Source organism: Dickeya chrysanthemi NCPPB 402 (genome assembly GCF_000406105.1).
In the GTDB taxonomy this organism is placed as follows: Bacteria; Pseudomonadota; Gammaproteobacteria; order Enterobacterales; family Enterobacteriaceae; genus Dickeya; species Dickeya chrysanthemi.
The window spans coordinates 2,024,112-2,037,034 of record NZ_CM001974.1 but is presented as its reverse complement, the minus strand read 5'-3'; the positions used below and the strand labels follow the sequence as shown (position 1 = coordinate 2,037,034).

At 51.6% G+C, this 12,923-nt stretch carries 10 protein-coding genes; 6 read left to right on the top strand and 4 right to left on the bottom strand.

Annotation, left to right across the window (positions count from 1 at the left end; translation table 11 throughout):
- Positions 1-89 precede the first annotated feature (89 nt).
- Entirely contained in the window at positions 90-1,175 is a 1,086-nt protein-coding gene (serC, locus tag DCH402_RS09125; RefSeq protein WP_040000801.1) for a 3-phosphoserine/phosphohydroxythreonine transaminase, read from the bottom strand.
- A gap of 266 nt (positions 1,176-1,441) precedes the next feature.
- Between serC and ycaO the strand changes: the two genes are divergently transcribed.
- The 4 genes from ycaO to pflA all read left to right on the top strand — a co-directional run bounded on the left by ycaO (position 1,442) and on the right by pflA (position 7,938).
- On the top strand, positions 1,442-3,205 hold the full coding sequence (ycaO, locus tag DCH402_RS09120) for a 30S ribosomal protein S12 methylthiotransferase accessory factor YcaO (RefSeq protein ID WP_040000800.1): 1,764 nt from the start codon (positions 1,442-1,444) through the stop codon (positions 3,203-3,205).
- Between the two features lie 487 nt (positions 3,206-3,692).
- The gene (gene focA, locus DCH402_RS09115; protein WP_040000799.1) at positions 3,693-4,550 is read left to right on the top strand and encodes a formate transporter FocA; all 858 of its coding nucleotides are present in this window, start codon (positions 3,693-3,695) and stop codon (positions 4,548-4,550) included.
- A gap of 56 nt (positions 4,551-4,606) precedes the next feature.
- On the top strand, positions 4,607-6,889 hold the full coding sequence (gene pflB, locus DCH402_RS09110; protein WP_040000798.1) for a formate C-acetyltransferase: 2,283 nt from the start codon (positions 4,607-4,609) through the stop codon (positions 6,887-6,889).
- A 308-nt stretch (positions 6,890-7,197) separates the two neighbouring features.
- A complete protein-coding gene (gene pflA, locus DCH402_RS09105; protein ID WP_040000797.1) occupies positions 7,198-7,938 on the top strand; it encodes a pyruvate formate lyase 1-activating protein in 741 nt (246 codons plus the stop codon).
- Positions 7,939-7,998: 60 nt separating this feature from the next.
- Here pflA and DCH402_RS23285 read toward each other — a convergent pair whose 3' ends face one another.
- Positions 7,999-8,127, bottom strand: coding sequence for a hypothetical protein (locus tag DCH402_RS23285; RefSeq protein WP_267879514.1), 129 nt, complete (start codon positions 8,125-8,127; stop codon positions 7,999-8,001).
- 398 nt (positions 8,128-8,525) lie between these two features.
- On the opposite strand from DCH402_RS23285, the gene DCH402_RS09100 reads away from it, so the two are divergent.
- The gene (locus tag DCH402_RS09100; RefSeq protein ID WP_040000795.1) at positions 8,526-9,467 is read left to right on the top strand and encodes a LysR family transcriptional regulator; all 942 of its coding nucleotides are present in this window, start codon (positions 8,526-8,528) and stop codon (positions 9,465-9,467) included.
- A gap of 9 nt (positions 9,468-9,476) precedes the next feature.
- Here DCH402_RS09100 and DCH402_RS09095 read toward each other — a convergent pair whose 3' ends face one another.
- Both DCH402_RS09095 and DCH402_RS09090 read right to left on the bottom strand, forming a co-directional pair.
- Positions 9,477-10,625: an MFS transporter gene (locus tag DCH402_RS09095; protein ID WP_040000794.1), complete on the bottom strand. Its 1,149-nt coding sequence runs from the start codon at positions 10,623-10,625 to the stop codon at positions 9,477-9,479.
- A 130-nt stretch (positions 10,626-10,755) separates the two neighbouring features.
- Positions 10,756-11,664: a LysR family transcriptional regulator gene (locus DCH402_RS09090; protein ID WP_040000793.1), complete on the bottom strand. Its 909-nt coding sequence runs from the start codon at positions 11,662-11,664 to the stop codon at positions 10,756-10,758.
- 103 nt (positions 11,665-11,767) lie between these two features.
- Between DCH402_RS09090 and DCH402_RS09085 the strand changes: the two genes are divergently transcribed.
- Positions 11,768-12,643 carry an MBL fold metallo-hydrolase gene (locus tag DCH402_RS09085; RefSeq protein ID WP_040000792.1) on the top strand — a complete coding sequence of 292 codons (876 nt, stop codon included), beginning with the start codon at positions 11,768-11,770 and terminating at the stop codon, positions 12,641-12,643.
- Positions 12,644-12,923: the final 280 nt, after the last annotated feature.

The following is a 12,923-nucleotide window of genomic DNA, read 5'->3' as shown; positions in this document are numbered from 1 at the left end:
TTCTCCAAAAGTTTACATAAAAACCCCGGCCAGATAACCGGGGTTAAAAATCAGCAACAGCACGTTATCGCGCTATATTTATCAAGTTATCAGCCGTGACGACGTTCGAAATCGGCCATAAACTCCGTCAGCGCTTTTACGCCATCCAGCGGCATGGCATTGTAGATGGACGCGCGCATACCGCCGACAACACGGTGCCCTTTCAACGCATGCAACCCGGCAGCCTGCGCGTCCTGCAGGAAGAGCGGATCCAGCGCGGCATCCGCTAACTGGAACGGCACATTCATGCGGGAACGGCTGGCGGGCACAACGTCATTGCGATAAAAATCGCTGCCGTCAATAGCGGCATACAGCAGATCAGCTTTAGCCTGATTGCGTTTTTCCATCTCCAGCAAGCCGCCCTGTTCTTTCAACCACTTGAACACCAAACCAGACAGATACCAGGCAAATGTCGGAGGTGTGTTAAACATAGAGTCGTTCTCAAACAGAATCTTATAATCCAAAATAGACGGCAGTTCGCGACGCGCTTTGCCAAGCAGATCATCGCGCACAATGACCAGCGTCAGGCCGGCAGGCCCCACGTTTTTCTGCGCACCGGCATAGATCACGCCATAACGGCTGACATCCAGTGGACGAGACAAGATACTGGAGGAATAATCCGCCACGACGATTTTGTCGCCAAAGTCAGGCTCTTCTTCGATCGCCAGTCCATCTATCGTTTCGTTCGGGCAGTAATGCACATACGCCGCATCATCCGACAACGCCCACTCACGCATCGGTTTAATGCCGCGCAGGCCATCAATACGGGTTTTCACGTCAATCACATTAGGCGTGAGATATTTCTCAGCTTCCTTCACTGCGCTATGCGCCCAATAACCGCCATCAATATAATCTGCCGTAGTGCTTTCACCCAGCAAATTAAGCGGAACCGCAGCAAACTGCGCGCGGGCGCCGCCATGACAGAATAACACTTTGTAATTTGAGGGGATTTTTAATAAATCACGCAAATCCTGCTCAGACTCGCCGGCTACCTGCATGAACTCTTTGCTACGGTGGCTGATTTCCATCACCGATGTGCCTAGTCCATGCCAGTTACAAAGTTCTTGTTCCGCACGACGCAACACTTCCACCGGTAACATGGCCGGACCCGCACTAAAATTAAAAACCTGAGTCATTTCCCCTCACCACATATTCAATAGCGACCTGTCTGTGTCGCATCAGTTTACCCTGCTATCGGTTTTATCACTCGTCTTTCATACCTGCAACGCTTATTACCCTGCCGCCTGAAAAGTTGCGCACTCGTCCGCCTGTTATTGTGTCTGTCAACATATCGGTTACAACATGGTCTGGAGGCGCCGCGCAATATGCAACATGCGGGATAGAGTCGATACACAAAACCACGTATGATGCAGCCTCCTCATAACATATTCAGGTTCGAACCATGACCCAAACGTTTATCCCAGGCAAAGACGCCGCCCTGGAAGATTCCATCGCCCGTTTTCAACAACAGCTCCTCGACCTGGGGTTCAACATCGAAGAAGCATCCTGGCTGAACCCGGTGCCCAATGTCTGGTCGGTACATATCCGCGACCGCGACTGTGCGCTGTGTTTCACCAATGGTAAAGGCGCGACCCGAAAAGCGGCGCTGGCTTCCGCGTTGGGTGAATACTTCGAACGTCTGTCCACCAACTATTTTTTCGCCGATTTCTATCTGGGTCGGCAGATTGCCGAAGGCGAATTCGTTCATTATCCTGATGAGAAGTGGTTCCCGCTTCCTGAGGACGACAGCCTGCCGGAAGGCATTCTTGACGCCCGTCTGCACGCCTTCTATGACCCGGACCAACAGCTTGTCGCCAGTGATCTCGTCGATCTGCAGTCCGGCAATCACAGCCGGGGCATCTGCGCGTTGCCGTTTACCCGCCAGTCTGATCAGCAAACGATCTATATTCCGATGAATATCATCGGAAATTTGTACGTGTCTAACGGCATGTCTGCGGGGAATACCCGCAATGAAGCCCGCGTGCAAGGGCTGTCGGAAGTATTTGAACGCTATGTGAAGAACCGGATTATCGCCGAAGCCATCAGCCTGCCAGCAATTCCGGCGGAGGTTCTGTCACGCTATCCCGGTGTGGTGGAAGCCATCGCCACGCTGGAACAGGAAGGCTTCCCGATCTTCGCCTATGACGCATCGCTGGGCGGCCAGTATCCGGTGATCTGCGTCGTACTGTTCAACCCGGCCAATGGTACCTGTTTTGCATCGTTTGGCGCACACCCGGATTTCGGTGTAGCGTTGGAGCGTACCGTCACCGAATTGCTTCAGGGCCGGGGACTGAAAGATCTGGACGTGTTCACACCGCCGACGTTCGACAATGAAGAAGTGGCCGAACACACCAATCTGGAAACCCATTTTATCGACTCCAGCGGCTTGATTTCCTGGGATCTGTTTAAAACACAGCCAGATTATACCTTCGTCGACTGGGATTTCAGCGGTACCACGGAGCAGGAATTCGCAACACTGATGGCCATCTTCAATAAAGAAGATAAAGAAGTGTATATCGCGGATTACGAGCATCTGTCGGTATACGCCTGCCGCATTCTGGTGCCAGGCATGTCGGACATCTATCCGGCAGAAGACCTGTTACTGGCGAACAACAGCATGGGAGCACATCTGCGCGAAACGCTGCTGTCCTTACCGGACAGCCAATGGGAAAAGGCGGATTATCTGGCGTTGCTGCAACAGTTGGATGATGAGGGTCTGGATGATTTTACGCGTGTCCGCGAGCTGCTGGGTATCGCCACCGGTAAAGATAACGGATGGTTTACGTTACGCATTGGCGAACTGAAATCCATGCTGGCATTGGCTGGTGGCGATCTGGAGCAAGCGTTGAGCTGGGCTGAATGGTCACTGGATTTCAACCAATCCGTCTTTGCACCGGAACGCCGTAATTATTACCGTTGCCTGCAAACATTACTGCAACTGGCACTGGAGCCTGAGCGCGACCCGGCTCAGTACTACGATGCTTTCGTACGCATGTACGGCCAGGATGCCGTGGATGCTGCGAGCGCCGCTATCGCCGGTGAACAGTGCTTCTACGGCCTGTTTGCAGTAGATGCTGATCTGAAGGCTCTGCCGGCCCATCAGTCTCTGCTGGCGGCTTATGAAAAATTGCAACGCGCTAAACGCGCACATTGGCAAACGAAATAAGCCTTGCTCCACTTGACCGGATGGCGCAACGCGCCATCCGGTATACTGCCTCGCATGAATACCACTATAATTTTTATTTTTATGCTGCCTCGGCCCAATCCGGCAGCGTAGTGTTGCCCAAAACCCATCGTATTCCTTTATTTTTGTATGGATATATTAAGTCGAGACGGGATATTTATTTTTATAAATGCATTATTGTTATCGGATGGTAAAAAATAAATTAAACACCATAAATTTGAGGCATGAAATGACTACAAAGTCTTATTTTTTTTAACGTCAAATACGTTAATTTTTCCTCCCAATTCAACTGTTTTTATAATTTTTAAAAAATATTTTTTAAATAAAAATCAGTATGTTAATAGTTAAAATAGCTATAGAATGGCTCCTGATCAGCCTAATAAATTCCTGTGGTATGATCCACGTCAAATTATGGCGAATAACCCTTTGTTAGTATCTCACCGTAGATAAATTTTAAGAGAGAGTTAGTGTGAAAGCTGACAACCCCTTCACCCTGTTATTACCATCGGCAATGGCGAAAGTCGCTGAAGATGCCGGCGTTTATAAAGCAACAAAACAACCGCTTACTGCATTTTTTCTGGCAATTACTGCCGGTGTGTTTATATCCATTGCGTTCGTTTTCTATATCACGGCTACCACCGGATCTTCATCCATGCCGTATGGTATGGCTAAACTGATAGGGGGTATCTGTTTCTCCATGGGGTTGATGCTGGTCGTCGTCTGTGGCGCGGATTTGTTCACGTCTACCGTACTGACCGTCATTGCCAAAGCCAGCGGGCGCATTACCTGGAAACAACTGTGGTTAAACTGGCTCAACGTTTATTTAGGCAATTTGATTGGCGCGTTATTTTTCGTCGCACTCATCTGGTTTTCCGGTGAGCACATGGTGGCGAATGGCGCCTGGGGCCTGAATGTGTTGCAGACGGCTAATCACAAGCTGGAGCATACTTTTGTCGAGGCTTTATGCCTTGGGATACTGGCAAACCTGATGGTCTGTCTGGCTGTCTGGATGAGTTATTCCGGCCGTACGCTGACTGACAAAATGCTGGCCATGATTCTGCCTGTCGCTATGTTCGTCGCCAGCGGCTTCGAACACAGTATCGCCAACATGTTCATGATCCCGATGGGGATTGTAGTTAAGAATTTTGCTCCAGAGACATTCTGGCACGCCATCAGCATGACGCCGAGCCAGTTTGAGCACTTAACCATCAGCAATTTTATTGTCGACAACCTGATCCCCGTCACGCTCGGCAACATCATTGGTGGTGGACTGCTGGTAGGGTTAACTTACTGGGTCATTTATTTGCGCGGTGGAGATCAGCACTAAGCTGCTGTCGGCCGCAACGTCGGGTTATAAAAATCCAAATCAAAGGTAGGTGTAATATGACCGAACTTAATCAGAAACTCGCCCAGGCTTGGGAAGGTTTTAGCAAAGGCGAATGGCAGAATGGCGTCAACGTGCGTGACTTCATTCAGAAAAACTACACGCCGTATGAAGGTGACGAAACCTTCCTGGCCGGTGCTACTCAGGCAACCAGTTCCCTGTGGGACAAGGTGATGGAAGGCATCAAACAGGAAAACCGCACCCATGCACCGGTTGATTTCGATACCGACGTTGCCGCCACCATCACTTCCCACGATGCCGGTTACATCAGCAAAGGCTTGGAAAAAATCGTCGGTCTGCAGACTGATGCCCCGCTGAAACGTGCAATCATCCCGTTCGGCGGTATCAAAATGGTCGAAGGTTCCTGCGAAGTTTACGGCCGTAAACTAGATCCGCAGCTGAAAAAAATCTTCACCGACTACCGTAAAACCCACAACCAGGGCGTGTTCGATGTTTATACTCCGGACATCCTGCGTTGCCGTAAATCCGGCGTGCTGACCGGCCTGCCTGACGCGTACGGTCGTGGTCGTATCATCGGTGACTACCGCCGTGTCGCTCTGTACGGTATCGACTACCTGATGGCGGACAAATTCGCCCAGTTCACTTCCCTGCAATCCAAACTGGAAAACGGTGAAGACCTGGAAGCGACTATCCGTCTGCGCGAAGAAATTGCTGATCAGCACCGCGCACTGGGTCAAATTAAAGAAATGGCGGCCAAATACGGTTGCGACATTTCCGGCCCGGCAACAACCGCTCAGGAAGCCGTGCAGTGGACTTACTTCGGTTATCTGGCTGCCGTTAAATCTCAGAATGGTGCGGCGATGTCCTTTGGTCGCGTATCCACATTCCTGGATGTCTACATCGAGCGCGATCTGAAAGCAGGTAAAATCACCGAACAGGACGCCCAGGAACTGGTCGACCACCTGGTGATGAAACTGCGCATGGTACGTTTCCTGCGTACCCCGGAATACGATGAACTGTTCTCCGGCGACCCGATCTGGGCAACCGAATCACTGGCCGGTATGGGTATCGACGGCCGTACGCTGGTTACCAAAAACAGCTTCCGTTTCCTGAACACCCTGTACACCATGGGGCCGTCTCCGGAACCGAACATGACCATTCTGTGGTCTGAAAAACTGCCGCTGAACTTCAAAAAATTCGCTGCTAAAGTGTCTATCGACACTTCTTCTCTGCAGTACGAGAACGATGACCTGATGCGTCCGGACTTCAACAACGACGATTACGCTATCGCTTGTTGTGTAAGCCCGATGGTTGTGGGTAAACAAATGCAGTTCTTCGGCGCCCGCGCTAACCTGGCGAAAACCATGCTGTACGCGATCAACGGCGGCGTGGACGAAAAACTGAAAATGCAGGTCGGCCCGAAATCCGAACCGATCAAAGGCGATGTGCTGAACTTTGATGAAGTGATGGAGCGTATGGATCACTTCATGGATTGGCTGGCTAAACAGTACGTCACCGCACTGAATATCATCCACTACATGCACGACAAGTACAGCTATGAAGCATCTCTGATGGCGCTGCATGACCGTGACGTGTTCCGTACTATGGCGTGTGGTATCGCGGGTCTGTCTGTAGCGGCTGACTCCCTGTCTGCCATCAAGTATGCCAAAGTGAAACCAGTACGTGATGAAAACGGTCTGGCGGTCGACTTTGACATCGAAGGCGAATACCCGCAGTTCGGTAACAACGATTCACGCGTTGATGACCTGGCTTGTGATCTGGTTGAACGTTTCATGAAGAAAATTCAGAAACTGAATACCTACCGTGGTGCGACCCCGACTCAGTCCGTACTGACCATTACGTCCAACGTGGTATACGGTAAGAAAACCGGTAACACCCCGGATGGCCGTCGCGCTGGTGCGCCGTTCGGACCGGGTGCCAACCCGATGCACGGTCGTGACCAGAAAGGCGCTGTCGCTTCTCTGACTTCCGTGGCTAAACTGCCGTTCGCTTACGCAAAAGACGGTATCTCCTATACCTTCTCTATCGTGCCGAACGCGCTGGGTAAAGATGACGACGTGCGTAAAGCCAACCTGGCAGGCCTGATGGATGGTTACTTCCACCACGAAGCCAGCATCGAAGGCGGCCAGCACCTGAACGTCAACGTGATGAACCGTGAAATGCTGCTCGACGCAATGGAAAACCCGGAAAAATATCCGCAGTTGACCATTCGTGTGTCTGGTTATGCCGTTCGCTTTAACTCGCTGACCAAAGAACAGCAGCAGGATGTTATTACCCGTACTTTCACACAGTCCATGTAATTACATGTCTGTCTGAAAAGGCGTAAACTAAAGGCTCCACATCGGTGGGGCCTTTTTATAATGGGTTTTTCGCCTGTCTCCTTTGTGGGCTGCTTAAGCAGCACTAAAAATTTCCCCAGTGAAATTTTTTCACCACTCCCGCCGAATAACTCAGAACCTGTTTTGTCAGCCGGCTATCGATTCCTGACTGGCGGGCTGACAAAACAGATTCGACGCAGAACAACAGCGTTGTAGCCCTGCGTGCTACTTTGTTGTTACTGCGCTCATTGCAGGCCGCTATTTCCCGGCCCAACCTGGAGAAACCTCGCATGTCAGTTATTGGTCGCATTCACTCTTTCGAATCCTGTGGCACCGTTGACGGCCCCGGCATCCGCTTCATCACCTTCTTTCAGGGATGCCTGATGCGTTGTCTCTACTGCCACAACCGCGACACCTGGGACACTCATGGCGGCAAGGAAGTGACGGTAGAAGAGTTAATGAAGGAAGTGGTGACCTATCGCCATTTTATGAATGCATCCGGCGGCGGCGTGACGGCATCCGGCGGCGAGGCCATTCTGCAAGCCGAGTTCGTCCGTGACTGGTTCCGTGCCTGTCATGAGCAAGGGATTAATACCTGTCTGGATACCAACGGTTTTGTGCGGCGCTACGACCCGGTCATTGACGAACTGTTGGACGCCACCGACCTGGTCATGCTGGATCTCAAACAACTCAACGACGAGGTGCATCAGAATTTGGTGGGAGTATCCAACCACCGCACGCTGGAATTTGCCCGTTATCTCGCCAAACGCAATCAACGCACCTGGATCCGCTATGTTGTCGTCCCTGACTGGAGCGATGACGATGCCTCCGCACATTTGTTGGGTGAATTTACCAAAGAGATGAGCAATATCGAGAAAATCGAACTCTTGCCTTATCACGAGTTGGGTAAACACAAATGGACAGCCATGGGCGAGGAATACAAGCTGGATGGCATCAAGCCGCCTAAGGCTGATACTATGGACCGCATTAAGTCTATTCTGACCAGTTACGGTCACAAAGTTGTGTACTAGGATTACGCCGCTCCGTCGGCCAGCGTTACACATCACCTGGCTGGCGTTGACTATAATTGATTAACGCAGTAATCCGGCTGCCGCCACCAACAAGAAAACGCCAGTCAATACCCACAGATACGACATGACTGGCCGATTCATGCCAACACGCTCGTCATCATCGCCCTGCTTTCCATACTTTTGCTCCATCACAATCCAGAGCAAGCCAGCACGATAAAAACACATCATGATGGGCATTATGTGACACAAAACAGTAACGTTATTTGATGCGGCGTACTGGAGAAGCGAAGGGAGTCATGCATAATCACGCCCTGGCGTGGTAACTGCTTCAAACGAGGCGAAATATACGAACTACAGGGAAAACACATTGAATAAAATAGATTTATTTCAATGTTAATTGCAACAGCCATACCCGACATAATCCAGGTTACCGGCCAGTTCGCTCGCATTTTGAGCAATTAACCGTTTTTGCCCGGCGAGACTGCATCCGTCGCCTTATCCGCGGCTTGCCGCCGTCTCCACAAGGCAATGCCTACGCATCTGTAACCTGATGATTGGCGGGTGGTATATGTGTTCAGAGGCACATCATGCGGCTCGATAAACTGGAAATTCGCTGGCTAAAGTTATTTTGTAAAATTGTTGAAAACAAAGGCATAACCAATGCACAAGACGCTACCGGATTGAGCCAGCCAGTTCTCAGTCATTACCTTTCCCGGCTGGAAGACACATTAGGGTTGATTTTGTGCGAACGGGGCCGGGGTGGCTTTGCGCTGACGACCGAAGGTGAATTGGTCTATCAGGAGGCACGTTCGGTGATTGCCACACTGGATGATTTTGCCAATCGATTGGCGCGCATCAAGCATGAACTTATCGGTGAGGTACGGCTTGGCTGCCTGGATAATATTGTCTCCCATCCGGATCAAGCGGTTGCGCTGGCAATACGTCGCTTGCTGGAGTTAAGCCCCGATGCATCGATGAATCTGCACATCAGCGACCATCAATCGCTGATGACGCGGTTACGCAGCGGTGATTTGGATATCGTGCTCACCGTCCTGTCGAATGATGTTCCACCCGATATCTTCTTCCAGCCCGCTTTCATTGAATACAGTGCATTTTACGCGGCAACCGAACAGGCAGAACGTATTGAGCAAGCGTGGCATGACGGTACCCTAAACCCGAAACGACTGCTGATTGGCGGTTACGATATCAATGAAATTTGTAAGCAATTAGGGCCTATCGCCAAACAAGGGCAGCAAGGCATCGCCTACAGTGAGGAAGGATGTATGCTGTTAATTCTGGCGGGTACCCATGTGGGCTTCCTGCCGAACCATTATGCCTCACGCTGGGTACAGGAAGGAAAACTGGTGGCAATCGCCCCAGAGCAGTTGCAACTCAGCAGCATCTTTTACCTGGTTCGCAATGCCAAACAGCGACTGAGCCCGGTTGCCGAAGTCCTGTGGAATAACATCGTCGAAATCGGGCGCCTCTCTCCCGGCAACCACCAACACCGACGATGCGACAAACAATAATGGGCCGGCTCACACGGCCAGCGGCCGGGGATGATGATCCGCTTTTTTCAACAGGATAACCAGATATCCAAGGGACACGGCAGCAATCAAAACAAACAATAATTGATCGGAATAGGTCTGCATCAGCATCGCGGCCAGACTTGGCCCGCAGAGACTACCAATGGTGTAGCTAAGCAGTAATGCCTGATTCATGGCGACCAGCTCATTAGGCGCCACCCTCTCACACGCCCATGACATCGCAACCGGATAGAGCGTAAACCCGGCGGCACCGAGCAAAAACAACGACGGCGCCATGCTATATCGCCCTGGAAGCCACATGGCCAGTGAGCCAAGAATCACCGCAAAAACCAGTACACGCAGCACCAACAATCGGCCATAACGATCCGCCAGCCGCCCGACCGGCCATTGACCCAGAATACCCGCGCTGATTAATAACGCCATCCAATAGCCTACACTGGCATCGCTCATACCTTGATGCGCAAGATACAACGGCATCAACCCATACAGTGAACCAAGAATAACCCCGGAAATGACGCAACCCTGAATACCCAAACGGGCGGAGCGATAGTGTAGCATCCGCCAGACGTTAACGCGTTGCGTCACAGGCTGCGGCGGCGGAATACGTGCAAATAGCAGAGGTAACGCCGCCAGTAATACCAGCGCCACCAGCCAGGGCAAAATACTGAACAATGCCGTAGGCACTATTCCCAGCAGCAATTGCCCCATTACGCTGCCCAGATAGTACGCCATCATATACGCCGCCAGCAGTTGCCCGCGATTAAGTGCATTGCCGCTGCAAAGGAGAGCACTTTCTACAACCACCCAAATCAGCGCACAGGCAATACCGGCGACAAAACGCCACAGAATCCAGTTCCCGATATCCGAAGACAACGCCAGCGCCGCCGTCGCCAGCCCAAACAGCAGCACAGCCAGATAATAGCTACGGTTAAAACCATAACGTCGGATCAACCCGCCCGCCGCCAACGTACCGACCAAATTCCCGCTGAAATAGGCCGAACCGACCACGCCAACCTGCCAAACCGGCAATTGACGATCATTAAGCCACAATGGTACCAGCGTATTGAGAACAGCTAGACAAACGGTAAGCAGCAACAGCCCGCAGAGCAGCAGCAAAACCGGGCGCGTATAGGTTGACATGGAGAGACAAACCAGAAAGAAAGGATGATTTGCGCGCATCATGCCACTGGTAATAGCAAAGTCAATTCTCTTATCACCAGCAGCCGCACAATTTGCTCATACACCACGATGCCGGCAGCCCGGCGCAGTATCAGCGACGTGAAACCCGTTTCCACTCCAGGTTGCCGTCGAACCAGTCGGCAAGAAAATCCACCAGTGCTCGCAATGCCGGCGACATCCGCTCACGTGAATGGTACACCGCGTAAATATCCAGTTCTTGTGGTTGCACCTCGGGAAACAACGCGATAAGCCGTTTACTGGCGATCAGGTCCGTGACGGAATAAACCGGCTGCAAACTTATGCCGGCGCCATTCAGCGCCGCCTCCAGTAGAGTCAGCGAATCATTGGCGCTGAAACTGCCACTAACCGGTACGGCTATCGTTTCCCCCTTCCGGATGAATTGCCACAGGCTTTTGCCGAAAAATGAATAAGTCAGGCAATCATGTACGGCAAGCTCTTCCACCCGTTGCGGCGTCCCCTGAGCGGCCAGGTAAGACGGCGCCGCGCACACCACTGATGGGCAACCGCCCAATCGACGGGCAATTAACCCTGAATCCAACTGACTGGTGATCCGGATCGCCAGATCAATACGCTCCTCAATCAGGTTCAGAGTATGACTTGCCACCTGCAGGTCGACCGCTGTTTTGGGGTAACGCCGAAGGTAAGCCGTGATCGCCTCGACTAATGTTGTCTGTGCCAACGAAGGGGAGCAGGTTAACCGCATTAATCCAGCCGGTTCCATCCTCCCACGGGCGGGCCTATCCAGCTTTTGCGATACCGTCAGCAATTCGCGGCAGTATTGCAATACCGTTTCCCCTTCGGTGGTCAGACTCAGTTGACGGGTACTGCGATGCAATAATCGCGCGTCAGCCCAGCGTTCCATTTCAGCCAGATACCGGGTCACCATCGCGCGGGACATCTCCAGAACATCAGCGGCACCCGTCAGGCTCCCCTGTTCGGTGATGGCGACAAATACCTGAGCGGCGGTAATTCTATCCATTATATGTCCGTTTTTTGCAACAAACCTGCTCGAAAGACAGGGTTTTTCTTTATAAAAATGAAATTTACCATGACGCCATCTCATTCAGAAAGGAGTATTCCCTATGTTAAAGCACACCCTACTCGCCACCCTCTTCGCTTCTATGGCGTTTTCAGCGTCCGCTGCGCTGAAGATAGACGTATATAACCCTGGAGAAAAATCCGTCTTCCCGGTGTCATCTGAAATCATCACCGGTGAGCACGATGCGTTGCTTATTGATGCCCAGTTTCAGCGCAATGATGCAGAAAAACTGGTAGAAAAAATCCGGGCTACCGGCAAGAACCTGAAAACGATCTATATCAGTCACCATGATCCGGATTTCTACTTTGGTCTGGATGTGTTGAAAGCCGCTTTCCCTAATGCGCAAATTGTCGCCACACCACAAACTATCGCCGCCATTAACGCTAGCAAAGAAAAGAAAGTGGCTTACTGGGGACCAATTCTAAAAGACAATGCGCCGAAGCAGGTGGTGGTCCCTCAGGCGCTGGATGCCGACCATCTCACACTTGAAGGCAACAATATTGATATCATTGGCCTGAAAGGGGCGACGCCGGATCGTACGTTTGTCTGGATTCCATCACTGAAAACGGTGGTTGGCGGCGTGCATACCGCGGCCAATATCCATGTATGGGTTGCCGACACGCAGACTGCAACCGCTCGCCAACACTGGCTGAAGGATCTGGATGCTATCGACAAGCTCAAGCCAACCACGGTGGTACCGAGCCACTATCTGCCGAATAAAGACGGCTCTGCGCCCTGGTCGCCACAAAATATCACCTTCACACGTAATTATCTGAAAACTTTTGAGAAGAATGTTCCATTATCAGCCAATAGCACCGCACTGGTTAATGCAATGAAGCAGGCTTATCCGAATCTCGGTGAAGAAGGCTCACTAGAGCTGAGCGCCAAAGTCATTAAAGGCGAGATGCAGTGGCCCTGAGATAACACGGCTAATATCCGCGGCGGCCGCAAGGCGGCTTGCCCCGGCTATTGCACTGTGACTACTTTTCTTTCAGGTTTGCGATCTGTGATCGCAGAACAGGGAGGATAAAATTACGCCATCCCCTGCTAACTCTCAGGAAATAGACAATAATTAAGATAGAGCGTCACACAGGTAGTTAGCGGTTGCCATTCTGGCACACGCCCGGGAAGGTTTGTGGCGCGATAACCAGTCTCTTTCCCTTTGCTGATGTGCCCCACCTATCGGGCAACATACGGAG